The organism is Pseudoalteromonas rubra (assembly GCF_000967655.1).
Lineage (GTDB): Bacteria > Pseudomonadota > Gammaproteobacteria > Enterobacterales > Alteromonadaceae > Pseudoalteromonas > Pseudoalteromonas rubra_A.
Genome location: NZ_JXYA01000010.1, coordinates 1 through 25198, shown reverse-complemented (window position 1 = coordinate 25198; position 25198 = coordinate 1). Strand labels below are relative to the sequence as shown.

23 protein-coding genes are annotated in these 25198 nt (G+C 47.8%); 20 read left to right on the top strand and 3 right to left on the bottom strand.

Annotated features, from left to right (window positions below):
* Positions 1-3: 3 nt before the first annotated feature.
* Both TW77_RS05605 and TW77_RS05600 read right to left on the bottom strand, forming a co-directional pair.
* On the bottom strand, positions 4-735 hold the full coding sequence (locus TW77_RS05605) for an MBL fold metallo-hydrolase (protein WP_046003987.1): 732 nt from the start codon (positions 733-735) through the stop codon (positions 4-6).
* Entirely contained in the window at positions 732-1337 is a 606-nt protein-coding gene (locus TW77_RS05600) for a hypothetical protein (RefSeq protein ID WP_046003986.1), read from the bottom strand. Before TW77_RS05600 ends, TW77_RS05605 begins: the two co-directional genes overlap by 4 nt.
* Positions 1338-1555: 218 nt before the next feature.
* Between TW77_RS05600 and TW77_RS05595 the strand changes: the two genes are divergently transcribed.
* From TW77_RS05595 to TW77_RS05540, 12 genes are all read left to right on the top strand, one after another.
* Complete coding sequence (locus tag TW77_RS05595) at positions 1556-3796, top strand: putative bifunctional diguanylate cyclase/phosphodiesterase (RefSeq protein ID WP_052713048.1); 2241 nt, start codon at positions 1556-1558, stop codon at positions 3794-3796.
* Between the two features lie 84 nt (positions 3797-3880).
* The gene (locus TW77_RS05590; protein WP_052713047.1) at positions 3881-4555 is read left to right on the top strand and encodes a thermostable hemolysin; all 675 of its coding nucleotides are present in this window, start codon (positions 3881-3883) and stop codon (positions 4553-4555) included.
* Positions 4548-6038, top strand: a complete 1491-nt coding sequence (locus tag TW77_RS05585) for an AMP-binding protein (RefSeq protein WP_046003985.1) — start codon at positions 4548-4550, stop codon at positions 6036-6038. The genes TW77_RS05590 and TW77_RS05585 overlap by 8 nt, the downstream gene beginning before the upstream one ends.
* A complete protein-coding gene (locus tag TW77_RS05580; protein WP_046003984.1) occupies positions 6035-6715 on the top strand; it encodes a TenA family transcriptional regulator in 681 nt (226 codons plus the stop codon). Before TW77_RS05585 ends, TW77_RS05580 begins: the two co-directional genes overlap by 4 nt.
* Positions 6715-7518, top strand: coding sequence for an SDR family oxidoreductase (locus tag TW77_RS05575; protein WP_046003983.1), 804 nt, complete (start codon positions 6715-6717; stop codon positions 7516-7518). Before TW77_RS05580 ends, TW77_RS05575 begins: the two co-directional genes overlap by 1 nt.
* An 8-nt stretch (positions 7519-7526) precedes the next feature.
* The gene (locus TW77_RS05570; protein WP_046003982.1) at positions 7527-8180 is read left to right on the top strand and encodes a tetratricopeptide repeat protein; all 654 of its coding nucleotides are present in this window, start codon (positions 7527-7529) and stop codon (positions 8178-8180) included.
* On the top strand, positions 8177-8833 hold the full coding sequence (locus tag TW77_RS05565) for a response regulator (protein WP_046003981.1): 657 nt from the start codon (positions 8177-8179) through the stop codon (positions 8831-8833). The genes TW77_RS05570 and TW77_RS05565 overlap by 4 nt, the downstream gene beginning before the upstream one ends.
* A gap of 6 nt (positions 8834-8839) precedes the next feature.
* On the top strand, positions 8840-10150 hold the full coding sequence (locus TW77_RS05560) for an ATP-binding protein (RefSeq protein ID WP_046003980.1): 1311 nt from the start codon (positions 8840-8842) through the stop codon (positions 10148-10150).
* A complete protein-coding gene (locus tag TW77_RS05555) occupies positions 10140-10478 on the top strand; it encodes a cupredoxin domain-containing protein (RefSeq protein WP_046003979.1) in 339 nt (112 codons plus the stop codon). Before TW77_RS05560 ends, TW77_RS05555 begins: the two co-directional genes overlap by 11 nt.
* Positions 10468-11196: a hypothetical protein gene (locus TW77_RS05550; RefSeq protein ID WP_046003978.1), complete on the top strand. Its 729-nt coding sequence runs from the start codon at positions 10468-10470 to the stop codon at positions 11194-11196. The genes TW77_RS05555 and TW77_RS05550 overlap by 11 nt, the downstream gene beginning before the upstream one ends.
* Before the next feature lie 46 nt (positions 11197-11242).
* Complete coding sequence (locus TW77_RS05545; protein ID WP_046003977.1) at positions 11243-11905, top strand: hypothetical protein; 663 nt, start codon at positions 11243-11245, stop codon at positions 11903-11905.
* 78 nt (positions 11906-11983) lie between these two features.
* Positions 11984-13210, top strand: coding sequence for a GAF domain-containing sensor histidine kinase (locus tag TW77_RS05540; protein ID WP_046003976.1), 1227 nt, complete (start codon positions 11984-11986; stop codon positions 13208-13210).
* A 21-nt stretch (positions 13211-13231) separates the two neighbouring features.
* Here TW77_RS05540 and TW77_RS05535 read toward each other — a convergent pair whose 3' ends face one another.
* On the bottom strand, positions 13232-13906 hold the full coding sequence (locus TW77_RS05535) for a hypothetical protein (RefSeq protein ID WP_046003975.1): 675 nt from the start codon (positions 13904-13906) through the stop codon (positions 13232-13234).
* Between the two features lie 468 nt (positions 13907-14374).
* Here TW77_RS05535 and TW77_RS05530 point away from each other — a divergent pair, with 468 nt between their 5' ends.
* The 8 genes from TW77_RS05530 to TW77_RS05495 all read left to right on the top strand — a co-directional run.
* Positions 14375-14584, top strand: coding sequence for a cold-shock protein (locus TW77_RS05530; protein ID WP_010380108.1), 210 nt, complete (start codon positions 14375-14377; stop codon positions 14582-14584).
* 132 nt (positions 14585-14716) lie between these two features.
* Complete coding sequence (locus TW77_RS05525) at positions 14717-15220, top strand: DUF4240 domain-containing protein (RefSeq protein ID WP_046003974.1); 504 nt, start codon at positions 14717-14719, stop codon at positions 15218-15220.
* Between the two features lie 578 nt (positions 15221-15798).
* Positions 15799-18630 carry a M4 family metallopeptidase gene (locus tag TW77_RS05520; protein ID WP_046003973.1) on the top strand — a complete coding sequence of 944 codons (2832 nt, stop codon included), beginning with the start codon at positions 15799-15801 and terminating at the stop codon, positions 18628-18630.
* A gap of 90 nt (positions 18631-18720) precedes the next feature.
* Positions 18721-20673, top strand: coding sequence for a Hint domain-containing protein (locus TW77_RS05515; protein ID WP_046003972.1), 1953 nt, complete (start codon positions 18721-18723; stop codon positions 20671-20673).
* A gap of 51 nt (positions 20674-20724) precedes the next feature.
* A complete protein-coding gene (locus TW77_RS05510; RefSeq protein ID WP_046003971.1) occupies positions 20725-21969 on the top strand; it encodes a hypothetical protein in 1245 nt (414 codons plus the stop codon).
* Between the two features lie 9 nt (positions 21970-21978).
* Entirely contained in the window at positions 21979-22848 is an 870-nt protein-coding gene (locus TW77_RS05505) for a GEVED domain-containing protein (RefSeq protein WP_046003970.1), read from the top strand.
* 10 nt (positions 22849-22858) lie between these two features.
* Entirely contained in the window at positions 22859-24337 is a 1479-nt protein-coding gene (locus tag TW77_RS05500) for a hypothetical protein (protein WP_046003969.1), read from the top strand.
* A gap of 242 nt (positions 24338-24579) precedes the next feature.
* A partial coding sequence (locus TW77_RS05495; RefSeq protein ID WP_046003968.1) for a PKD domain-containing protein occupies positions 24580-25198 on the top strand: 619 nt, incomplete at its 3' end.

The window sequence follows — 25198 nt, the reverse complement described above, 5'->3', positions numbered from 1 at the left end:
GCCTCAGGTAGCAATACCAACATCCAGCTTTGCAAACCACTCCAGGAACTCAGCCACGGCTTCGCCTTTGAATAAGCGGCCGTGCTGAGGCGCCATAATCTCTATGTTGAGCTCTTTCACCCGCGCAATCCAGTTGGCTTTGGCCCGATTAGATGGCATCCAGCGGCGATGGAAATACTCCATATGCTTGATATGTGAGCCAAAGTCCTCGACAAATATTGGCGCACCGGCTTTTTCCAGTGCCGCACCCACGTCGCCACTCATCAGTATCTTTGCCTGTGGATCATACACATGAAAGTTGCCAGACGAGTGCAGATAATGGGCGGGCACAAGTTTCAGGCTGGTATCATTGAGCCGGATTTCGCCGCCTTCATCTTTGATCCCTTGGTACTTAATGTTGCTCATACCAAAATGACGAATAAACCCTTCCCATAACCAGGGGGCGTGCAGTGTGGCGCCGGGTAAGGCCTTATCCCACAGCCCAAGTGAAGAAATAATATCCGGGTCCTGATGTGAGGCGAACAGGGTGGTGAGTTCTTGCAGGTCGATATGCTGCAATATAGCTGCCAGCATAGGTGAAAAAAGCTCAGTACCGCCGGGGTCGAGCAGCACGGCCTGTCCTTTGCCCTTGACCAGATATTGGTTGGTATCAATGATTTTCTCCGGCTTGCCTTCGTCGCGGCCGAACATAAGCCAGCTGTGACTGGCAGCCTGGTATAATGGTGTTGCTTTCAATGCAAGGTGCCTCTCAGAGTATGGATTTCGTTTAGGTTGACGGTGACTGATTGCTTAATGGTTTTGGCCGCGCTGGCAATAAAATCAGAGACCGATTGCAAGCTGTCACTGAACTCACCGGCATTGGATGCCTCGACCCGGCTTGTGACCGCAATGTATTCGGCACTGCGCATTTGCTTGTTTATTTCTTCAAAAAAGCTTTCCAGCTCCAGCAGGGCAATTTCCAGCTTTTTGGTCTGCTGTTGCCTATCCAGTTTGGCCTTATGCTGCAAGGTTATCAGTTGCGGAGTAGATACTAAGGTGGCGGCTTTGCCGACGTGCATATCGAACTGGGTACTTCTGACCGCTTCAAGGGCGATTTTGAACAACTGATTGGATAAAGCGGAGATATGGGTTGTGGTTTTGATGGTTTGCTCTGAAAACTCATCAATGAAATTAGTTATGGGCTTAAAGCCTGACGCAGAATCCCCGGCCCGAAGTGCAACAACACGGGCATTTTTAGCGGTTAATGAGAGGTTTTTCGCTTCGGCCAGGATTGCATCAAGGTTAGCGATAATGCGCGCAACGCGAATGAAGCTGTCTACGATATTTTTGTCGCTCAATGCGAAACTCCACTGTCAACGGGCTGCTTTCAAGACACTAGAATAAAATTCGCCGAAATTCCAGAAATCGGCATAATTGCAGGCGCATGGCAAATAACCCTACAACCTTAAACTCTTTCATTAACAAAGGCTTCAAAAGTACTACTCTGCATTACCAAAGTAACGGGATAACGACTAAGCTTGTCAGGTGCGACATGAAAAAATGACCGGGAGTGTGAGTGAAACCCTCTGCGTTGCAATCAATCGTTTGTCTGTGTTTTTCTGTCATTGGGTGGCAGGGTAGTGCAGCAACTCAATCGCCTGCTAGTTTTCTGGCCAACCCTATGGTGTTTGCGCTGGTCACAGGGGGCGTGTTCGCGTTGATGGCTGGCCTGGTCGTGTGGGGGTTAAATCGCAAACAAGGCGTTATCCGCAGCAATAAACATCACGAGGCACATCATTTTTACCTGGAGGCGTTTCAGGCAAGTGACGGGTATCAGTTTGTGTTTAGCTCAGATGCCAGTTTAGTGAGTATGAGTGATGGCCTGACCAAAGCATTGAACAAGAGCCACACCGAACTGTTCGCTTATAACCTGCATGAATTACTTGAGCCAGATAGTTGGGCAAGACTTGCGGCGTGGTTGGAGCAACCAAAAGCAGGTCAGGTGGTTAAATTGACGCTGGTCAGTGCGCTTAGCGAGCGTGTGACGGGGTTATTTGAACTGCAAAGTTCTGACCATCGCAATTTGCACCTTGCCCGCTATTTACCGCTGTCTCCCCATTTAGGTCAGGCAGACACCGACAGTGAGCTTTTGGCAGTTACATTGAGTTCGATTGGTGATGGCGTTATCTGTTGCGATGTCGATAGCCGGGTGATCTTTATGAACCCGGTTGCTGAAGCCGTATTAGCGCTGCTTACAGAAGAAGTGAAAGGGCAGCCCATCAGCGAAGTGATGCCTTTATACCATGAAGGTAGCGATCGGCCCATAGAAGATCAGATGGCGGTGTGCATGCGCAGCCAGCAAACGGTTAGTTTGCCGGATTCAACTTGCTTTCGAAATCATCTCGGACTGGAGTTTGCAATTGATGACTCCTGCTCGCCGGTTTATAACAATGCGGGAAAAGTGATAGGCGCTGTAATGATTTTTCAGGATGTGACCGAATCCCGCGCACTCAAGCGCAAAATGAACCACCTGGCCCACCACGATGCCTTGACTGGCCTGCCAAATCGGCTGTTGCTGCAGGATAGGCTGATCCAGGCCTGTAAACGGGCACTGCGCAACCGCCACCAGTTTGCGGTGGTGTTTATGGACCTCAATAAATTCAAAAAAATCAATGATTCACTGGGGCATGACTTTGGCGACTTACTACTCAAACAAATAGCGCTGCGGCTCACGGACGCCATTCGTGCCTGTGATACCGTGTCCCGGATGGGGGGCGATGAGTTTGTGCTGTTGCTCGATGCCATTGAAGACAAACGGCATGTTGGCAGCGTTATTAAGAAAGTACTCGACAGGGTGTGCGGACAGTATGAGATCAAAGGTGTTGAAGTGCAGGCGACACTAAGTGCCGGTGTGGCTTTGTATCCAGATGATGGCGATAACGCTGAAGTATTAATGAAGCGAGCGGACAGCGCGATGTATCGGGCAAAAAAATCTGGCAAAGGCGGCATGCAGTTCTACTGTGCACAACTGGATGACGAGGTCGAACAGAATCAGGCGCTGGAACAGGCAATTTTAGAAGCCATATCGCAGGACCAGTTTGTACCGCACTTTCAGCCCATTGTGAACGCAACGGATGGGCGCATTGTTAAGCTCGAAATGTTGGCGCGCTGGCATAAAGAGGATGATTTAGTTGAAGCCAGTCGCTTTATTGCTGAAATAAGTGATGTAAAAGCGCTGATGTCTTTGCAGGTTAAGTTGTGGGAGCAAGCATTAAGCCATTTTGCCAGGTGGCAATCGCAACACCCAAAACTCAGGTTAAGCTTGAATCTGGCGGTTAAGACGCTGCAGCAAGAAGAAGCACTGAGCGCACTAACACACAGTATATCCGGGCACGGGCTGCAGCCTCAGCATATCGAACTTGAAGTGACTGAAAAACAGCTATCGGTATTGGGCGGCGAGTTAAACTCGGTGGTTGATGCCTGGCGCGAGGCAGGATTTACTCTGGCGATCGATGATTTTGATGCCAGTCATACCAGTATCGGGCAGCTTCATGCATTCAACTTTGACGGCTTAAAGCTGGACCCCGGACTTCTGAATGGGCTGACCGAAGAGGAGGTCGCGGGTGTGGTGAGTTCGGTGCTTACCCTGGCCAACAACCTTGGTGTTGTTTGCTGTGCAGAGGGCGTAGAAGCGCCTGAACAGGCAAGGTTACTTACCAAAATGGGGTGTCCTTTATTGCAAGGCTACCATCTTGGCGAGCCACTCAGTGCGAAAGAAATTGAAATACACCTGGCGCGCCACCTCGAGTCACAATAGCGAATATGCTGCATTTTAAAACCTTAAGGTTGTCTTAATATTCCAGTTCTACTCTGCACCTAAGTTAACAATACGGAGCAGCGTATGACCGCCCTCGTTCAAACACAAGGAACCGCGATTTCTCCCCGGCAGTTGAGTTGGGCAGATAATCACTCTGAATTACGCGCCATGCTGGAAAATGACATTCGCAGCGGCTTTCGCAGAGCATTTGATGCTGAGATCAAGCATTTTTACCCGTTACTGAGTGCGCTGAAGCTGAGGTGCGGCCAGTGTTGCCTCGGATTGCGACTGGCTGGCAAGCACGAGCTGTTTGTTGAACAGTACCTGCAACAAAATATTGAGCAGGCTATCGTGGCACATCAAGCTGGCGCTCATCTATCAGACCAGTATGGGCGCTTTGAAATCGCTGAGCTGGGCAATCTGGTATCGACGCATCGCAAAGCCAGCTTATTGCATTTTGTAATCGTGACGCAGGCACTGACCGCTTACGGCATTCGATATCTGACCTTTTCGGCAACCAGCCAGGTCAGGGCGCTGTTGTCTTTACTGCAGGTGCCGGTCTACATTCTCGCGGACGCTGCTAATAATATTGAAGATGCCGCAGATTACGGGTCTTATTACCAGCGACAACCTAAGGTCTGTGTGGTTGACTTGTTGGATGCGACTCAGCTGATCCGCGCAACGGCATTGTTCAGACGCTATGCACAGGACTATCGCAGTGAGACAGAATACTTGCTGGAGGGACTGCGTTATGCGTGAACTGCTCAGTCGTATATCACATAAGCTGCACGAGGTTGTCTTAGCAAACGAACAGACTCGCTGGACCAAGCACGCATTTCAACAGCAATGTGATGCGCTGGCAGCGCTTATGAGTGAGCTTGACGGAGCCTGTATTGCTTTTCAAATGGATAATTCGCCAGCCTGGATTGCCGTTGACCTGGTACTGTCGGAGTGCAACAAAGTTGCGTTGCCCTTACCTTTGTTTTTTACCCCGGCTCAGTGTGAGCATGCATTGAGTGAGTCAGGCGCAAGCTGGTTATTCAGCGACACGGAGCGTGCGGATGATACACCGTTTAGAACCATCACCGTATGTGAGTGCACACTCTATGTTTACAGGATAAATAGTAAAGCGACGCACTACTTTGCTGGTACGCGTAAGATCACTTTTACATCGGGCTCCACGGGGTTACCCAAAGGTGTGTGCTTGTCGCAAACCACTATGATGCAGGTGGCCCTGAGTCTCGGTCAGCGTTTGAGCCTCGATAAGCCAAGGCACCTGTGCCTATTACCTCTGGCCGTGTTGCTTGAAAACGTCGCGGGTGTGTATGCCCCATTACTGAGTGATGGCCAGGTCATTTTGCCTTCTTTGAATAGCCTTGGTTATCAGGGCAGTCAGTTACATGCCCCCGACAAACTATTGGCCTGTATCAGTCAATTCGAGCCGAATACGCTGATCCTGGTCCCCGAACTTTTACAGCTGCTAGTGCATGCCTGCACGCAGGGGTGGCAAGCCCCGAAGAGTTTGCGCTTTATCGCTGTCGGTGGCGCCCGAGTTGATAGCCATTTGCTCGCTCAGGCCATTGCGTTCGGGCTGCCGGTTTTTCAGGGCTATGGGCTGTCGGAAGCCGGCTCTGTGGTGGCGCTGAACAATGTTGGCGGACAGCTCACAGGTGTCGGAGAGGTGTTGCCGCACCTGGAGTACAAAATTGAACAAGGACAGCTTTATCTCAAAGGCCCACTCTTTTTGGGCTATCTCAACGGACCTGAACACAGCCCCGACAGTTGGCTGGCAACCGAAGACTTAGCCAGTCAAGACGGGCGTGTATTGGTCATTAATGGACGGCTTAAAAACCAGCTGATCCTGAGTAACGGGCGAAATGTGTCACCAGAGTGGCCCGAATCCATGCTGCTAGCCCAACCTGGAGTATTGCAGGCCGTCGTTTTTGGCGATGCCAGGGCACATCTGGTTGCATTGATCTATGCCGCTTCGCAGCTCAGTGACAATCAACTGAGTCAGTTGATCTCCCAGACCAATGACCAGTTACCGGACTACGCCAGAGTTGCATCCTGGCATCGACTGACTCAACCCTTGTCGGCAGAAGCCGAGTTAATGACATCAAACGGTCGGCCCAGGCGTGATGCCATTGCCCGCCACTATCAAACTGAATTAAACGCGCTCTACTGCATACGTACAGAGACGCAGGCTTTGCAGCCGCAGACACTATTGGAGAAAAGCATATGAATAATTTCTATCAGGCACTACAAGACGCGACTCAGACTGAGCGTGAATATCTTTTAAGTGCACCAATTTTCAAAGCTGTCTTTGAAGAGGAGATCTGTATTGAGCAGTATGTGGGGTTTTTAACCCAGGCTTATCATCATGTGAAGCACACCGTGCCGCTATTGATGGCATGTGGTAGCCAGTTAAACGAGGAAAAAGAATGGCTGCGTGAAGCCATTGCGCATTACATTGAAGAAGAGCTGGGACACCAGGAGTGGATCCTCAATGACATTGCTGCATGTGGGTTCGACAAAGAAGCAGTGCGACGCAGTCAGCCCGGTTTTGCGACCGAAATGATGGTTAGTTATGCCTATGACGCCATTCAACGTGTTTCTCCTTTGAGCTTCTTTGGCATGGTGAATGTGCTGGAAGGGACTTCTATTATGCTGGCAGACAAAGCGGCTACAGCCATACGTACTAAGCTGGGATTGCCTAAAAATGCCTTCAGCTATCTGACATCACACGGAGCACTCGACCTGGAGCATATAGACTTCTTTGCCGGGTTAATGAATCGCATTGAAGACCCACAAGAGCAGCAGATCATCATTCATGGTGCCAGACGCTTTTATCGTCTTTATGGTGCCATATTTCATGAGATAGACACGCAGCTGGGGTTATTCACTCGGGAGGCAAGCTAATGAGCAAGCAAAAACTAGCGGTGCTGACAGGCGCCACCGGCGGGCTTGGGCGAGTGTTTGCACATCGATTGCTTCAGGATGGTTGGCGTTTACTTTTAGTAGCCCGGGATCGGTCGGTGCTACAGACTATGGTCACGCAGTTTGGGCCTGAACATCAGGCTATAGCAGTGGATTTAAGTGATGATAAAGCACCTGCTCAGATCGCGCATCAGGCTGCGATGATGGGAGGTGCCAGTCTGCTGGTCAATAATGCCGGGATTAATCGAATGGTGGCCTTTGCTGAGATGGCGCAGGATGAGCTCACTCAGATGTTACAAGTGAACCTGGCGTCACCAGCCTGCCTTACGCATGCCTTGTTAAATCAGCTTGAATCCAATCGGGGCACAGTTGTGAATATAGGTTCCGCGCTCGGCGCCATCGGGTTTCCATATCAAAGCGCTTATTGTGCCAGTAAGTTTGGCTTACGAGGTTTCAGCGAAGCGTTAGCACGTGAGTTCAGTGGCAAAGTGGCAGTGAAATATCTTGCCCCGCGCGCTGCGGACACCGCCATCAATGATGAGTCGATTCGTCAGCTGAATCAGAAGCTGGGCAATCAAATGGATTGTCCTCAGGTTGTTGCCGATGAATTTATGGCCTTACTAAAGAGCAAAGCCATGCGTAAGGGGGTTGGCTACCCGGAAAAGTTTTTCGCCAGGCTAAACGGCCTGCTGCCCGAGCTAGTGGATGGCAACATCATTAAGCAGTGCGCCACGATTCGGGCTCATTTTGCCGCGCAGTGTGCAAAATTTTCTTCATCTTCGTAGGAGTCAATATGAAATCAGTATATATCGCATTAAGTGTGTCGGTTGGTCTTGCATTTAGTGCCACCTGCCAGGCTGCATTGAAAGATGATATTGCATCGTTGCAACAGTCCTGGGCCAAAGTAAATTATGAGCTGAAGGACGATGCGCAGGAAAAAGCTTTTCAGGCACTAGTAAAGGACAGTCAGAGCGTAGTGGAGCACTATCCAGATAGTGCTGAGAGTCATATCTGGCATGGCATTATCAAGTCCAGTTACGCGGGCGCTAAAGGCGGACTGGGTGCGCTGGGGCTGGCGAAGGAAGCCAAAGTCGAGTTTGAACGCGCAATTGAAATTGATAAAGAAGCACTGAATGGTTCGGCTTTAACCAGTCTGGGCACCTTGTATAGTCAGGTCCCGGGCTGGCCAATCGGATTTGGAAGCGATAAAAAAGCACGAACTCTGTTTGAACAGTCGCTGGCTATTAACCCTTATGGGCTTGATATCAATTACTTTTACGCGCAATTTCTATATGATGAGCGCGAATACGGCAAGGCTCTGATACACTTAAAGCAGGCACAAGCTGCACCCAAGCGTCCAGGCCGCGAAAAAGCGGATCAATATCGCCAGGCTGAGGTCACAGAGCTGTTAGCTCGGATTGAGAAAAAGCTTAAACGTAAAAAATGAGATTATTATTAGTAGAAGATGATGCCCTGCTTGCACAGGGCCTCATCCAGTCATTAAAAAAAGAAGGTTATGCGGTTGAGCATGCTGATACTTGTGCCAGTGCACTGGGAGCCATCGAGGCAATGACCCCTGAGTTAGTGGTGTTGGATTTGGGGCTGCCCGATGGGGATGGATTGACTGTGCTCAAAGCGCTTAAACAGCAAAGGGCGCAGGTCGGTGTACTCATCCTGACTGCACGCGATGAACTGGATGATAAAATCATCGGATTGGATCACGGTGCCGATGATTATCTGGCAAAACCATTTGAGCCGCTTGAGTTGTTCGCCCGTTTGCGGGTCGTGGCACGGCGTTTTGGCAAGCAGCAAGATAGCCGCCTGAATGTTGAACCGGTTACTTTGGATCTCGCCAGCCACCAGGTGGAATTTGAACAAAACACGTTACAGTTGCCGCGAAAAGAATATATGTTGCTCAAGGCTCTGATGGAGAACAAAGGGCGTGTCTTGTCGAAGAGTCAGCTTGAAGACAAGCTGTATCATTGGGGAGAAGAACTGGGTTCCAATGCCATTGAAGTGCATATCCATCACTTGCGTAAAAAGTTACCTACAGGGTTTATCAAAACTCTGCGTGGTATTGGATATGTGGTAGGTAGTTGATTGTCGATGCATCCTGCCCTGCGCCCTGTTTCAATTAATCGAAAATTGACACTGATCCTGGTCTCATGCTTGGTACTGTCGACCTTCTGGGCCTTGCTGAATGGGTATCAGGCCAGTATGGCCAAGGCAGAGCAACAGCTTGATGAACAGCTCAGGGAAATGTCAGGGTTGCTAATGAAAACACAGCTAACACACACTATTGCGACTCATGACTTGTACTTTCAGATTTGGCAAGATGGTGTTTTGGTTGCGGCCAGCGAACGACTCAGCACTACGGCAGCACAAGTAGATTTATCTCCCGGCTGGAAAACGCAAAATATTGCCGCAATGCGGCTGCGCACCTATACCGACAAACACGATACCCGTTTGGTGTTGGTGGCAGAACCAGTCAATAAACGCTTTGCACTCGCTGAAAGTCTGGTGTTATCGGCCATGCTACCTTTGGTGATCATCATGCCTTTGCTTGCGGCATTCATAGCCTGGTATATTTACCGCGCACTGCGCCCGCTAACTCAGCTGAGTGCAGAGTTAAAGGTACGCCGGGCGGACGATTTTACCGCATTAACAACGCATAGCCAGGATCGGGAAGTTGCCCCCGTTATTACCATGATGAATGCGTTGTTTGCCAAAGTAGAAGCGGCCTACCTGCGTGAGCGCTACTTTGCCTCAGATGCGGCACATGAATTAAAAACCCCTATTGCTGCGCTGAAAATTCATTTGCATAACCTCAAATCTAGCCCTTCTAAAAGCAGTATTCAGGGCATAGAGCACAGTGCCGACCAACTTAATCACATTGTCGAGCAAATGCTGACACTGGCCCGAACTGAGCCGCAAGTTTGGCGCAAGCAGTTTGAAGTGCTGGATATTGAGGTGGTGACCCAACAGCTGGTGGCAGATATGTACAGCAGGATTGCAGATAAAGATCTACAGATAAGCCTACACTGTGAGCCTTCTTCAGTAATGGGATGTCAGTTTACGCTTACAACCCTGCTGGGCAACCTGTTGAGTAATGCCATAAAATATACACCTGCACATGGTGAGATCCGTATTGACATCACGCGTGATGCAACACAAGTCTTGTGGCAAGTACAAGACTCTGGCCCAGGAATGACGCAAACTCAGATAGAACGTGTGTTTGATCGATTTTATCGGGTTGGTGGCGACTCCCACCCCAGTGGAGAAAAAGGGGCCGGGCTGGGTATGGCGATAGCTCGGCAGATCTGTGATATTTATGCTGCCAGACTAACCTTATCGCGCGCCGAGTTGGGAGGGTTGCGGGTATGTGTCGCATTCAAAGGAGTGCAGGATGAGTCGTAATCGTCTGGCGTTGGCTTTGTGTCTGGCCTGTGCACCCGCGATAGCGCTGGAAACGCGCAGCATTGTGCTGAAAAACCATTTGTTTAGTCCTCAGTCGATAGTCGTTCCTGCAAGACAAAAAATCCGTTTGGTGATTGAAAATCAAGACCCTGCTGCGGAAGAGTTTGATAGCTTTGATCTGAATCGCGAGAAGGTATTATTCCCGGGGCGAAAAAGCGTCATTTATATCGGCCCACTCGAACCCGGAGAGTACAGTTTTTTTGGCGAGTTTTCTCCCAACACAGCGCGAGGTGTAGTGATTGCCAGGGAGGAATTACATGCTCCTTAATTCGGTTGTGATCACACTTAACCAGTGCTTACCGGTTGCGGTTGTATGCGTATTGCTATGTGCAACAGGTAAAACCGTGTTAACCATAAAACAGGCCGTGCTGGGTATTACGCTGGGGGCTTTGGGCTGCATTGCGCTACTGCAGATGGCTGCGGATATCTCCGCCTGGTGGGATTACCGGGGGCTGGAGCTGGTCCAGATAATTCTCCTGATGGCATTGTTTGTTGGTTTATCTGGTCATTACATTCAGGGGAGTGATAAGGCCCGGGTGCTTAGCCTGATGGCGGCACTGACCTTATATCTGAGTAACTTTTTTACTTACTTTAGCGGCTACTGGCAGGCTGACGCGGCATTTTCGATGGCGTTGGGAGCTGGTCTCGGTCTTAGTATTTGTGCCAGCTTTGCTATATTGCTCTATTTTTCATTGCTCTGGGCGACGAGGAATGCCATGGCTTTAGTGAGTATGTTTGTCGCGTTGCACAGTGCCAGCAAACTGGTTTTTGCAAGCGACTTGGCCGCACAAATCGACGTTATGCCTGCGTATCCCGCGCTTTTTGATCTACGCAACTGGGTGAGTGAGGACAGTGTCGGCGGTCGGATCCTGAAGGCCTTGTTCGGCTACGAAGCAACACCGGGTATATGGTCTGTTCTGGCGCTGGCAGTAGGCACAGGAATTTTTTGGATTGCGAACAATTGGAGGCGCGGGCGTGAGGCATAACTTAGTCTTGAATACAGTGTTGACAGGGCGCCTTGCCTGGTTACTTATGATGCCATCTGTTGCGATGGCCGATGGCATGGTGGTCGACAAAGTTTACCACCCCTACGTGCTGCCTTTGGAGCGTGAAGTGGAGTGGCGATTACTATCCAGACAAAGTGATCAAGGGAATATTCTGGCTCAGCGACTGGGGTTGGGGTGGAGCCTTACTGAAACCATGACCATTGAGGGCTATGCCATTGGTGAGCGCGACCAGGATGATAACTTTGATATGGCAGCCTATGAAGCCGAGGTACGCTGGCAGTTGGTCGAACAAGGTCGCTACTGGGCTGACTGGGGCTTGCTATTTGAATATGAAAAACGCCACAAAGAGTCTGCTTATGAAGCAACAGTTGGTCTGTTGTTTGAGAAAGAGTTTGGCCGCAATAGCTTGACGCTGAACGCCTTTATCGTCAGAGAATGGGGAGAAATGATCAGCAACGAATGGGAGTCTGAATTTCGTGCCCAGTATCGCTATCGCTGGATGAGTGCTTTTCAGCCCGCGATTGAAGTGTACACAGGAGAAGACTTTGTGGGAGTAGGTCCTGCGGTGATAGGATTGCATCGGTTTCAGGGTCAGAAACAGCTGAAATGGGAAGTAGGCTTTGTGACTGAATTAAGTCAGGTAAGCAAAGATCACAGCGTGCGATTGGCTCTGGAGTTTGAATTTTAAATTGGTGCGTTCAGGCTATACTCAAAGAGCAAGCCTGTAAGGTATGTTGCCAACAGAGGGCTTGTCAGGAGCAGGCACGTGAACACCAACACTTTATCAGACGAACTTGTTACACAATGGAATGAACTACTCACTCGGGTGGCGGAGTTACTGGAGGTGCCTGTGGCCTTGATCATGAAACTCAATGGTGCCCACCTGAGTGTGTTTAATAAAAGCCTCAACAGTCAAAACCCCTACGAGATTGGCGACAGTGAATGTTGGGATCAGTCCGGGCTGTATTGTGAAACCGTGATCAAAACCCAACAAGCGCTGTTTGTTCCCAACGCACTGAAAGACCCGCTCTGGGATCATAATCCGGATATTAAACTGGGCATGATTGCCTACCTTGGCCTGCCTATTAAAAATGTCGACGACTCTGTGTTTGGCACTGTGTGTGTGCTCGATGACAAAGAAAATACCTTTGACAGCAAAACCAGGGCCATGCTTAGCTCACTGAAACACTTGTTTGAGTTACAACTGAGAATGCTGGCAGAGCAAAAGGAGCAGGACCACAAAGAAGCATTTAAAGAGCAGACTTTAATGACCATGGGGCTGGCTCATGAACTGAATACGCCGCTGGGTGTGAGTGTAACTTCTGCCTCTATGCTGGTTGAGTCGGCCAGTCGGCTTTTGCGTGCACTGGATGAGGGACCTGATGGCATGGAAGAGGCTCGTAAACAGGCGGGTTGTATTGGTCAGGCGGCAGCCCTGCTGTCGCGCAATCTTTATCAGATGGACGACAAAATTGACCGGCTTAAACAGTCTATTGTGCAGTGCCACAACGGGGTTTCAACGGTGTGCCGTATTTCAGACGTTTTTAATTCGCTGGCAGAGGTATGGGCGCCGTCTTTAGCCCAGAAGAAGGTAGCGCTTAAAATCCATACTGATCCAAGTGCAGATGTTTTACTCCACCTGAAACCCGCAAGTTTAATTGAAGCACTTAACCACCTGATCACCAATGCCATTGAACACGCATTTGATGGCGTTGAACAGCCGACCATCAGAATTGCTGCTAAGGTAAAAAATCAGGAACTCAAGCTTAGAGTGAGTGACAATGGTGCGGGTGTAAACCTAATACATCCGGAAGATATTTTTGCACCCTTTTACTCAACTAAAAAGCAAGTTGCGGGGTCGGGGCTTGGTCTGGCACATGTTAAACGCATTGCTCTGAATGACTTAGCTGGCACTGTGTATGTTAGCCACTATGAAAATGGTTTGAGTATAGTACTGCGTTTTCCCGTATCCGGGCCAATCGCGCAACCGTAAGCGGATAGCCTAAGAGACTTATCAGAGTCCTTTTTGTGCCTTGACCGTTGCGATAGACAGTGACAGTTGTGCAGCCATTGATGCATGCTTTTTGTGCAGCACGTGATAGGCTTTAGAGCTAAATAAGTGATGCACATTCAAATGCGCGAGCGAGTCGGGCAGCGGCCATTGAGTTGAGACGACAAAAATAGCGTAGTCGAAGCGGTTTACATTTAGCAGCTCAGGTAACTTACCTAAATTGTTGATCTGATAAAAGTGATTTCGCTGCGCCTGCGGGTACTTAGTGAGCAGCACGCGCTTGGACTGGTCGGTCGCGACTATGGTACTGGGTGTTGCCACCAGCACAGAGTTGTCGCAAGGCACATTCGCCACACACAAAAGCACGAACTCGACTTCCGTTAATGCCGGACCCACAGAAATAACATCCTTGAAGGGGGCGAATATCTCTTGTGCCAGAATAACGTCGCCATCGGTATGCTCTGCGGTAATTTCGTGTAACACCCGGTGCGCGGGCATCGCGATAAAGTTCGCTTCGATGCCTGCCTGAGCGTACGCAGCCTGAACTAATGGCAAGGCCTGATCGCGGACGCTGGGATGTTGCAGATAAGATATGGTTAATGGGGCTGCACTCAGCGGCGCACTGAGAGCGCACAATACAACAGCCTGGGTCAATCGCAGAAAAATATCTTTTAGCATAAAAAGCGCCTTAGTGGATCTGCGCCGAATTATACCCAGTTTAGTTGCAAAGCATAGTCTCCAAAGGTGTTATATCCGGTTAAATTAACCACAATTTACCCTCGATCATAATCCTGCTAAATAGACAAATTAAAAAAGGTACACCCTTGCCAGCTCTGCCTTGAAAGCGACTTGTTAGTGTCATTAAGAATTAACAAATATGATTAAAAATTAGTTGACTTAGAGGGGCAGCCCGATAAGATGAACGTAGACAGAATTTGGGTCAGTGTTTATAAATCTCCATTACGTTGTTGTATAAGTTTTTGCTTGTAGTAGTACCGTCCTGAAGTTTTATCACCGGCAAAATTTAGGTCTATGCGCCCACATGGGCATAGGTTTGCCAGTTTTTTGTATAGAAGGATCCTTTGCATCAGGGCAGAGGTTAGCTTTTAAGGATTGGCATCATTTTAATATTCAGGATTTACTATTATGTCTAATACTTTAACAGGTACCGTAAAGTGGTTTAACGAATCAAAAGGCTTTGGTTTCATCGCTCAGGAAAATGGCCCAGATGTATTCGCACACTTCAGTGCAATCAAAGGTGACGGCTTCCGTACACTAGCTGAAGGCGAGCGCGTTGAGTTTAAACTGACTCAAGGCCAGAAAGGTCCTCAGGCAGAAGAAATCGTTAAGCTATAATTGGCGGTTTTTGCTTAAGAGAAAAAGCAAGCTAAGGCTTGCTTTTTTTGTGTCTGTAACCCGGCACAACATACCTTTCACTTAGCTGGCTGTGGTAAGATCGCATCATTATCCCCTGATGTGTTTTACTCCATGGACCTGACTCAATTTTGGCAGCTCATTGCCATCGACAACCAAACCAAAGATAAAGCGGCGCAATTAAAAACCAGGCTAGAAGCACTGCCTGACAACGAACTGGCCGAGTTTGATAGCCACTACAGCAAGCAACTCAGACGTTTATGGCACTGGGATCTTTGGGGTGCAGCTTATGTTACTTGCGGCTGTAACAGTGAGTATGACTTTCTGGATTTCTGCAACTGGTTGCTGACCCAGGGCGAAGCCGTGGTAGAGCAGGTGCTGGGTGAGCCAGATACCCTGGCAAGTATTGAAGACATGCCGCTGCGCGACAACCTGCCTTATCCGTATTGCGACGAGCTGGACCTGACAGCAGGGCTGCTCTACGAGCAAAAAACGGAGCAGGAGCTGCCCTATCACAACACAGTGAACTATGCGCCACAGGGCAAACAGTTTAAAAATAAACCCAAAATGTTAAAGCAAACCTACCCACAGTTATTTGCTAAGTACTGGCAAGGGTAATTTACCCCAGGCTTAAAGAGTCTGGCACTGTTTTTGTGGTTACGAGTCCGTTGTACGTAATGTGTAAAGCGCCGGTACAAGCGGATTATTAACTGCACGCCGGCCGCTGTGATTGAAAGCGCACATAACTAAATGCGCTTTTTTGCAACCTCGCATAGGTCGTTGCTTGTATCACAGTGTTGAAAAAGTAAATAGACTTTCAGAAAAACCATGAAGACTCTTTTTAACCTATTGAAATATAGGTCAAATTACTACCTCTTTAATTTCTAATGTTTAAATATCAGAGATAATCCCATTTATATACAAAAAGTACCGTATCACATGGTCCTTTTGTATTATTCCTGCCTGCATCCTCCCATAGTGTTGAGAGTTCAGAAGTGAACATGAAAATTTAACAGGTTGTTTGTTTTTTGTTTTATTTTTAACGTTTGTCCATTACGCTTTTATTACGCAATACGTTAGGTTTGTATCTTTGTTCGAAAGTGGCTCTAGCTGCCAATTGTTAGCGCCGAACTAAGTGTCAAACTTAAAAGGAAACTGTCTTATTTGTAAACAATATGTATTCAGGGAGAGAGTGAATGCCGATAAAAAAAGCCTCTTTGGCGGCCTTTCTGTGCGGTGTTAGTTGTTTGAGCAATGCTGCGACACAGTGGGTAGACACACATTCATTATTAAACCAACAGCACCTGTGGCATGAAGTTGAGAACCAGCTTAAGAAACAGGCTCGAGCCAAGGCCGCTGAAGTGAGTGGGGCACTTAGTGATAACGGAATACGTTATCAGCGGGTGAAAACCATAGGGAATACCAAGCGCTTCGAACATTACCAAGTTTATTATCGTGGTATACCAGTCATCGGTGGTCAATTTGTACTATTCAGAGACAGCACCGGTAAAGTCTTGCAGGGTCTGGGTGCAACTTTAAGAGCGCAAGAGCTTCCTGATGCCACTGATGGACGTTATTTCAGTTTGCCCTCGGCTGACATAGAGCAACGGCTGGCGGCAGGCTCAGACTTAACGTCCGAGACCAAGTTGCAAGATCTCAGGCGTGCGTATTTGACTTGGCAAGGCCGTTTAATGGGCGTGTTTCAGGTTACCGCCACTTCGAAGGAGGGCATACGTACTCTTACCATCGATGCGGATACCCTGAATGTCCTTAAGTCTGAGCAAGGCATTATGCACTCTTCCCGTGCAGAGCAGGGCGCAGAGCAGCTTTCTGATGGTGGGCAATACGTTGCAGCTGGTGGCATAGGCGGCAACGAGAAAATGGGGGCAATATGTTATTCACCGCAGCCTTCGACAATGGAGGCTTGCCTCAGATATCAATATGATGAAACGACCAGCCCTTCAACGGAACTTCTTTTTAATGATGTCAGCGATACTGCTCGCCCGCTCATTTTTGCCGACTTTGATGGCTATCCATTTGTCGTCAGAAAAGAAGGAGGGCGCTGCTTTTTAGAAAACCCGTATGTGCAGACAATTGACTATTACTCTCACCACACAGACCCCTTTATGTACGGTTGTGATGGCTATTATGAGTACTTTAATGGTGACGACGTCGGCACTGACTATTATGACTATTTTAGCTATGGGCCTTTGAGTGACGCTCATTTTTACGGTGGGCTCACCATGCAGTTTTTTCATAAACAGCTGAATGAACTGTTTCCAAACCAAGTGTCCGATTGCCCTATTGATGGCTACTGTCTACAAACACTCAAACAAAGAGTTAGAAACAATACCTTTGGCATGAATCAGGCTTACTGGGACGGAGCCTATGTAAACTATGGAACAGGATACTATGGTGTCAGCCATTATTCGCTTACTACTTCAAGTATTGTTGCTTATGAGGCTGCATATGCAATGACACACTGGAATAGTCAGCTGGAAAGTTGGGGGGAAGCTGGCGCTTTTTATCAAGCGTTTTCTGATATTTCTAGTATTGCTGTGCTGGATTACTTACAGCATAGCGTGTCTGGCAGCTTTAGCACCTCAGAGCCATTTTTATCGCAAATACTCGATGGCACTGGGCGCCCCCAAGACGATAAAAAGTGGTGGCTCGGCTGGGATGTAAGAGTACAAGATGTCGGAGAGCGTTATTTTTCGCTGCCATCACTTGATGGTAGTAGTATCGACCATTTGAGTGCTTATAGTGCCAATATGTCGCGCTATGAAGTAGGTGGCCTTTTTAGAAAAGCTTTCTATGAACTAGTAAAAACTTATGGTTGGACTATTGAAGAAGCATTTAAACTATTTTTAAACGCTAATATTTCATGTTTGCCTGCCAACGCGAGTCTAGATGATGCAGCTACTTGCCTGATGCTGGTGGCTGATTCAAGCAATGTGGGCATGCTAGTAGAGGAGGCACGCAAGGATGTAGATGGCGCGTTACACCTAGTTGGGTTGGTTGCGCAAACATCTGAAATTTCAAGCCTACCTGTTGCTGCTATGCCGCAGTATGACGAGTTCATGTATTTGATTGAGACGCTACCAATCAGTGAAATAGAGCGTATCTCTGTTGATTGGGGTAATGGGGTCACTGAAGGCTGGTCTCGTAATTCCGGTAGCGCGATTTATCCGTTTTTACAAAGGGCGCATGGTATTGAGCCCGATTTACTGACGCGTTTTAAGATCAATGTAGTCAAAACAGACGGTGAGGAGTTGCTTGCTTATCGTGATTATTATTCGCGCGCTCTGGGCGTGGCTTGCCCACCGTGGTTCGGAGAAGAAAATACAGGCCTGATGAGCCACGTGTTGATTAATGGTCACAATTTACAATTACTGCCACAGAACTATCAAGAGATATTAGACCAGCCCTTAAACTTATATCTTAAACAGCGAAACACTATTGAACTCGGTGCCTATTCTGCTGGACAAGAAGTCACGGTATTACTGGATACCAACCGCAATGGCGCTTATGAAGAGCAAGAAGTCTATCTAGTCGAAGAGATAACGGATACTGGGCTGGTCTCTTTTTCTTTGCCTGAAGGCTTCCTCCCGGGCAAAATAATGATGCGTGTGGTTGTCGGCTCCAGATATGGTTTTTTCTTTTCATGTGGAGAAGTAGATGAAGGCCAAGTTTTCGATGTAAATGTTGACTTCTCAGGCGCTGACGAGTGGTTACGCTCTGATTTTAACTTTGAAATTCAAAGCGGTAATAAAGTTAAATTCACTAAAAGCCTTTTGCCAGACAGCGCGCAACCCTCAGAAAAATTTGAACAACCGGTGAATGTAAATAGCTCAACGTATATCCCTTTCTCTGGCGCCATTTTGTATCCTGTGGGTTTTCAGACTTGCTTAGAATTGGTATTTGAAAAAAATTATCAACGCAACACATATAGTGAATTATCAAATTTATTTGCCTGCCAAACAAAAAAAGACATACCTCAAATATACAGCGTGCTCCATCCGACTTAATTGAACAAATTGTTGTAGGGTTTCGCCGGCACGTCGCTGGTGAGACCTGAGCACTTGCTCAAATAACTCTCCATATTAAGGGAATAAAATATGAAACCTCTGTATTTATCCATTGCTCTGGCACTGGGGACGGTATCCGTCATGCCTGATACTTTTGCTGGCTCATTAAAAGCAGCCAGTGGTGTAGCTTATCAGCAAGACATGCAGATTAAAAATGAGCGTTTAAAAGCACGACTGGCACAGCATGGCCTGAGCAAGAAAAACCGGCCTCAGTTATTTTCGCTAATTGAGCAAAGGCTGGAGCAAGACACGCTGGTAACAGAAAATCCGAGCCCCAGCTCACTACAAAACTGCTTGAGCGGCAGACCTGAGCTGTGCACTTTCTTTAAACATATGGGCATTGAAGTCGCCACGAGTAATGCAAATGGCGAGTCCTATGTTGTGTTATCTGCGTTAAACAGTAAAACGGTGTCGACCGATTACACATTGATAGATCTGCATTTAACCAATGAGAAAGGTGAGCAGCTTACTAAACTGGCATACAATGAATATTTTGGCGACGGGCAGGAGGCTAAACGCAAATCAGTATACTCCTACGCGAAAGTACAAGATATTCTGTATAAGCTTGCTGGCTCAGAGCGTATTTTTGCCGATGGTTGGGTAACCACAGTATATAAGGGGGCCGACAATAAGCAAATTGTTGAAGACCGAAATATTATGGTGGAGTATTCGAAGGATACTTTGCTGGCAAAGTTAGGCTATTTTGCTTTGCTGAGATCAGGCGCGTCTGGTACTGAGGGCGTCTCACTAATTCCTCTGGCGGGGCGAAATGGTTTTCAAACAGCCATTAAAAAGCCCATTGACAACCGCTCTGAAGGCGGTGCGGATGTGCCTGATGGTAAGATCATAATTTGTCTCAATCGAAATTATGGTGATTGTGATTATGAAAATATTTACGAACCAGACACACCAAACAGTGAAACTAAATTAAAGGTCCCGTTTCAAGGGAGCTTTAACGTGATGGGTAAGGTGACGCGCATCTACCTGCCGGATTTTACGACACTGGAAGTTCAGGAGGAAAACGGTGTAATAACCCTAGTCGAGAGCCCGGTAACGAATAAGCCTGCGTTCATGAATCACGGAACAAACATCTTTATCCAGACAAAAGAAGGGGGCGGTGCCGTAGCAATCGGTGATGCTGATTATCAGGATATCAGCGACCTCTTCGCAAAGAAATTAAACCTGCGCTACGACAAGTGGAAGGGGATGGATCGGACAATCATATCCTGGGATATTCCGCAAGATGAGGGGGTGTTTGGAGACGCCACATTATTTGGCAGATACCAGGATACCCACTGGATAATGCATTTTGCGCTGGATAGTGTGCCACGTCCTGGCAGACCGCCACGAACGTCTTCTTTTGTCATTGGCTCTACAGACATGGACAGTGGCTGGGGTGATACAGACCGCCCTCAGATGCAAATTGTCTACAGTTGTCTGGCTGAAGGCTCCTTAATAACTTTACCAAATGGTAAGCAGCTTCCTATTGAGCGGCTTGAAGTGGGCGATCAGGTGCTGGGTGCCAGTGAGTTTGCACCTGCTAATCATCTTGCACTGACGATAGAAGATATTTCCGTGGGTGTTGAAACTATTCCTATGGTCCAGCTCAAAACTAAGTCGGGTAAAACACTGTTATTGACTGAGTCTCACCCTGTTGTGATGCAATCAGGCAATGCTGTGTGGGCGAGCAAGGTCGAGCAAGGGGCGCAGATCTTAACCGAAAACGGGCTCGAAATGATCACTCATATAGAGGAGGTTGAGTTTACCGATAAAGTATATAACCTCCGCCTGGGGCGCAGTAAAGATGATCCGAATTATCAGCCCGGAGAGTCTTTCAGTATGTTTGCCAATGGCTTGCAAGTGGGTGATCTGGCAATGCAAAGCGAGCATGAGTTTAGCAATAAAGTAGAAACGACAGAAGATGTGCTAAATCGTCTGCCGCAGGCATGGCACCAGGATTATCTGAACAGCCTTAAGCAATAGTCATGGATTGACAAACCAAGGCCCGAAAGGGCCTTTCATGGAGATATGATAATGAAAATACGTAATGTGGTTTCGTTTATGTTGTTATTGGGAGCTTTGCTTTTAGTAAAGGCACATGCTCACACTATGGCTGTCCATGAAGTAGAAGCGCGAACGACCATTGGTCAGGGGACAGATCTTGTCCCGCTTGGCACAGCTTACCAAAGCAAAGGCAAGATATTTTTGGGGCTGCAATCTGTACTTGGGAAGCAAGTTGAACACTTGGGAAATTCGCATATTGATTTCAGAGTCGGTGTTGATCTTAGCTATCAGCAAGCCCTGAAACTGGTCGATGGCAAGGTCGATGCTGGTTTCGAATTACCAGCAGTGCGAGTTGATGCGGGTGCGAACTATGCCAAAGATATCAGTGCAGACAGGTATACGGGTACATACACTGTCTATTCCTCTGTAAAACCCAAATCCAGAATGTTGGTTCCTCACAATGATACAGGCTATCAGCCGACATTGGCGGCACAGGAGTTGGCAACAGCATATCCGGGTAACAAAGCGAGCAATCTGGGGGACGGTTTTGTCCAGGGGTTTGCCTATGGCTCGAATGTTGTTATTAACATGAAAATTGAGTACAGGAATGAAACGGACAAACGCACCATAGGCGGGTATCTGAGCGTCGACTGGATAGGCAGCGTTAAAGTTGACGGCGAACTTCAAAAGATAAGTGAAGAAAAGCGAAACTCAGTGAATATCACGATAAGTGGCATGCAAAGTGGGGGAGATCCTAACAGGCTGCTGCAGGTCATACCTAATGGCATCATGCACTGCACACTACTTAACCCTGAGCCCTGTTTTAACTTGTTTGAAGCGGCGGTCAATTATCTAAAAACGGACTATATAAACCAGTTCGATTCATTGACGGATTACAACATTAGTGAAGTGTATACCGCACGTTATTTGGACTCTGGCGCGGGCCTCCAGCAGCTTATCCCGGACAGTGGTTATACGCCAGTTAATTACCTGACTCGCCTAATCATCAAAGAGCTGACTGCGCGCTGGATAGAGGAGCGTCTGGTGTATCGTCGCGCCAAAAATCTGCAACGTTACTATGCAGCCCAGTTTTCTGCAGAGCAACTCATTCAGTTACAGGATATTGAAAGCAAAAGCCGTGCTAACGCGAACTTGTTCGCCGATCTGGTCGACTATTGCGAGCGCAATCCGGAAGGCAATTACTGTATTAACTATGAGGCCGACAATCTCGTGTATGTGCGCGATTATAGTGCCATCAGTGACGTTCTCAGATAAGGATATCTCATGAATTTACTCAGATTTTTATTAGTCTTACTGGTATTAATGATGGCTTTTGGTATTCAGGCCGTCGCTTCGGTATCAGAGCAAAGCAACGATAAACACCAACAAGCCAGATACAGTGAATTAGGTGATTTACTTACGGTTGAACAGGCTCAAGGCCGATTTGCCTGGCTACGCAAATGTTATGATGATGTGCTGGTTGAGCTATGGGAGCGGATGCATGCATCGTCTGATATTGTCGATAAGGAAGAAAAGCTTAGACAGCTCAAAGCCTTATGGCTTTCCGATACAGCGTTGGCTGCAGGCAAAGCTCAGTACCTGACTTTTGCAAACACTGATTTTACCAACCCTTACCAGTGGTATGCGGGCACTAGTGCGCATGAAGCATGTTCAATTATGCCTGTGGAGTATGAACCCGTCGCGCTTAAAACTACCGTGTTACCCAGGTCTTATTGTGAGAATCGTAGCTATGAGCATGAATGGGAGTGGATCTCAGAAGTCACAGTGGATGACTCCACGCATCAATCAGAAAAGCATGATCATAGCCTGATTTCGGGCAAAGTGTTTGTGCTGCGAGCTAATCAGGCATCGAAAGTTACGATTAAGCCGGGCAATAAAGAGCCGGAATTTCCGTCCTATGTTGCAGCGCGTGTTTGGATTGACTGGGATCACAATGGTCAGTTTGAGTCCTCTGAAATGGTGTATCGCTCAGCGTCATCGGGTGTTTTCAAATTCTTACTGAACGTACCGGCAACAGTACCCGAAGGTTTGACGTTAATGCGCGTAGCGACGGACGCCGGAGGTGGGTCAAATGATGCGTGTACCCGTATTCATTACGGCGAAGTAGAAGATTACTTGGTCACTGTTCGTTAAGGAAGATGATATGAATCCAATTTACTCTACACTATTGATGGTGAAGCTCGCTCTGGTAAGTGGATATGCACAAAGTGCAGATACTCAGATGAGCAGCGGCAATTTGGCAGGCTCGGTTGTTTCAGGGCTGATTAATGACCATATCGAAGTCGGAACGGCTTACGATAGCCAGAAGAAGCGCTTTTTAAATGTACAACCAGTAAGCGGTGTTATTGATGAAAGCTTTGGCAATACGGAGCTGCAGTTCAAAACGGGTATCGACATGGGCTACGATGACATGTTGAGTATTCTCAATGGCAGCGTGGATATCGATGTGAACTTTCCAGTGGTGCGCGTCTCTGCCGGGGCTTCGCTTGCAAAGGAAATGGCATCCAGCACTTATTCAAGCTCCTATACTTTTAGTGCGTCCAGCACTCCGAAAAAGCGTCTGCTATTGCCCGTAAATCAAAACACGGGATATACCTTGTCACGAGTTGGCGACAATATTGCCAACAATCATCAGACTCAGTTGCAAGCTTTAGTGGGCGATGAGTTTGTGACGGGGATCGAGTATGGTGCAAACGTACTGGTTAATCTAAAGATTGATTATGGTAGTAACAAAGACAAGTCAGACATAGGTGGTTATCTGGATGTGGACTTGTATGGTGGTGTATTCAATGTAGGTGGGCAGCTTAAGTATTTGCAGAATGACACAAAGTCATCGGTCAAAATAACGGTAAGGGCGGTACAGCAAGGTGGCGACCCAAAGCAGCTGCTGACAGTCATACCTAATAATATCATTACTTGCTCTTTGGATAACCCAACGCCTTGCTTTGATATGTTTTATGAGGCGGTTAAGTACGCAAAAACAGGCTTTAATAGCCAGCTTTCGTCGCTGAGTGATTACAATGTAGTGCGTTACTATACGACGCGTTACGACAAATCCTCTCTGGCGCTGCGCGCATTGGTACCCGACTATCAGATAGTCAGAAATGCGACTAAATGGCTGATCACTGAACTTGAGGATGACTTTAAACAAGCTATTTTGGACGAGCAAAGAGCTGCCAACCTGCTCAATAGCTATTATGCCTATCTTCCCGAGGCGCAGCGCCTGGCTGTGGAACGCATCAAAACGCTTGCCTACGATAATGCCTGGTTCTCTTTCACTGCCGCACAGTTTTGCCGTGATAATCCCTTCGGATATGCCTGTGAAAATAAGGTGCAGGAAATGAAAAACGCGTGTGTTCAGCGAGGAAAGTCCTGTCCTGCCAGCTACGATATAACGGATTTGCAATTGCCATCGAGTGATGGCCAGGATTGGAAACAATGTGAGTTAGCCCGCCAGGAGGCCGTTCGCTCAGGGGTTGTTTCACAGGCACACAGCGTTCTGTTTCGTAACCTAAGATGGGCACCGACTTTTATCGACGCAAGCGCTCCTGTACGTGGAATATTAAACTGGCGATTGTGCGAGGCTGCATTAAGTACTTATGGTGTGGTATTTCAGCAGTAGGACTGACGCGTATGTCTGATTGCAGGCATACGCTCTATTGTAAAATTACTGTCTGGCACCGAACAATTACCTAATACAAGCGAGTACATTTACGCATTTTAAGTAGTACTATTAGACGGATTAGTTAGCGGACTGTATTTTGTTTTTTAACGTTTGTGTTACAATCAAGACCGTCATACGTTGGCTGCACTTGATAAGCCTGGGTGTCACGTATGATTTAATATCACTATCAGGGAGTGACTATGTACAAAGTAATAACCAGTCTTTTATTCATACTGACTTGCACTGTGTCTGCCAATGATGCGCAGTACTTTTGGCGATTTGGTGACGGTTCTGTTTCTCATGAGGCAGAACCTGAACACGAGTACGCACAACCTGGCATTTATACCGTAACCCGAGAAGTATATCTGGGTGGAAAACTGCTGGAGTCTTCTGAAAAGCAAGTTGATCTTATTTCTCCAAAAATTGTCGGACTGATTATCTTACAGCCTGATGAAGTGATTCAGGGGCAGAACGTCGAATTTCTGGCAAACCTGACATCCAGCGAGCCGCTTGATTTGCACTACCAATGGTACGTTGCTGGTGAACCTGTCAGTGTAGAAGATGACAACGGCAAATTTACAACACAATTTGCAGAACCAGGTGATGTTGAATTGTCGGTCGATGCGCTGTGGCAACAAACCGTGGTGTCGAGTACCAGCACTCAGTTGAAAGTCATCGAAGCTGATGACGACGGTGATAAGCCGGACGATGGTGATGACAACCCAGGTGATGGTGATGACAACCCAGGTGACGGTGATGACAACCCAGGTGACGGTGATGACAACCCTGGTGATGGTGATGACAACCCAGGTGATGGTG

Coding starts and splice junctions, on each gene's coding strand:
- TW77_RS05520 (WP_046003973.1), top strand. CDS start 15,799: ATGCCGATAAAAAAAGCCTCTTTGGCGGCCTTTCTGTGCGGTGTTAGT.
- TW77_RS05565 (WP_046003981.1), top strand. CDS start 8,177: ATGAGATTATTATTAGTAGAAGATGATGCCCTGCTTGCACAGGGCCTC.
- TW77_RS05545 (WP_046003977.1), top strand. CDS start 11,243: ATGATGCCATCTGTTGCGATGGCCGATGGCATGGTGGTCGACAAAGTT.
- TW77_RS05560 (WP_046003980.1), top strand. CDS start 8,840: ATGCATCCTGCCCTGCGCCCTGTTTCAATTAATCGAAAATTGACACTG.
- TW77_RS05555 (WP_046003979.1), top strand. CDS start 10,140: ATGAGTCGTAATCGTCTGGCGTTGGCTTTGTGTCTGGCCTGTGCACCC.
- TW77_RS05550 (WP_046003978.1), top strand. CDS start 10,468: ATGCTCCTTAATTCGGTTGTGATCACACTTAACCAGTGCTTACCGGTT.
- TW77_RS05510 (WP_046003971.1), top strand. CDS start 20,725: ATGAAAATACGTAATGTGGTTTCGTTTATGTTGTTATTGGGAGCTTTG.
- TW77_RS05580 (WP_046003984.1), top strand. CDS start 6,035: ATGAATAATTTCTATCAGGCACTACAAGACGCGACTCAGACTGAGCGT.
- TW77_RS05590 (WP_052713047.1), top strand. CDS start 3,881: ATGACCGCCCTCGTTCAAACACAAGGAACCGCGATTTCTCCCCGGCAG.
- TW77_RS05515 (WP_046003972.1), top strand. CDS start 18,721: ATGAAACCTCTGTATTTATCCATTGCTCTGGCACTGGGGACGGTATCC.
- TW77_RS05570 (WP_046003982.1), top strand. CDS start 7,527: ATGAAATCAGTATATATCGCATTAAGTGTGTCGGTTGGTCTTGCATTT.
- TW77_RS05535 (WP_046003975.1), bottom strand. CDS start 13,906: ATGCTAAAAGATATTTTTCTGCGATTGACCCAGGCTGTTGTATTGTGC.
- TW77_RS05525 (WP_046003974.1), top strand. CDS start 14,717: ATGGACCTGACTCAATTTTGGCAGCTCATTGCCATCGACAACCAAACC.
- TW77_RS05575 (WP_046003983.1), top strand. CDS start 6,715: ATGAGCAAGCAAAAACTAGCGGTGCTGACAGGCGCCACCGGCGGGCTT.
- TW77_RS05500 (WP_046003969.1), top strand. CDS start 22,859: ATGAATCCAATTTACTCTACACTATTGATGGTGAAGCTCGCTCTGGTA.
- TW77_RS05585 (WP_046003985.1), top strand. CDS start 4,548: ATGCGTGAACTGCTCAGTCGTATATCACATAAGCTGCACGAGGTTGTC.
- TW77_RS05530 (WP_010380108.1), top strand. CDS start 14,375: ATGTCTAATACTTTAACAGGTACCGTAAAGTGGTTTAACGAATCAAAA.
- TW77_RS05505 (WP_046003970.1), top strand. CDS start 21,979: ATGAATTTACTCAGATTTTTATTAGTCTTACTGGTATTAATGATGGCT.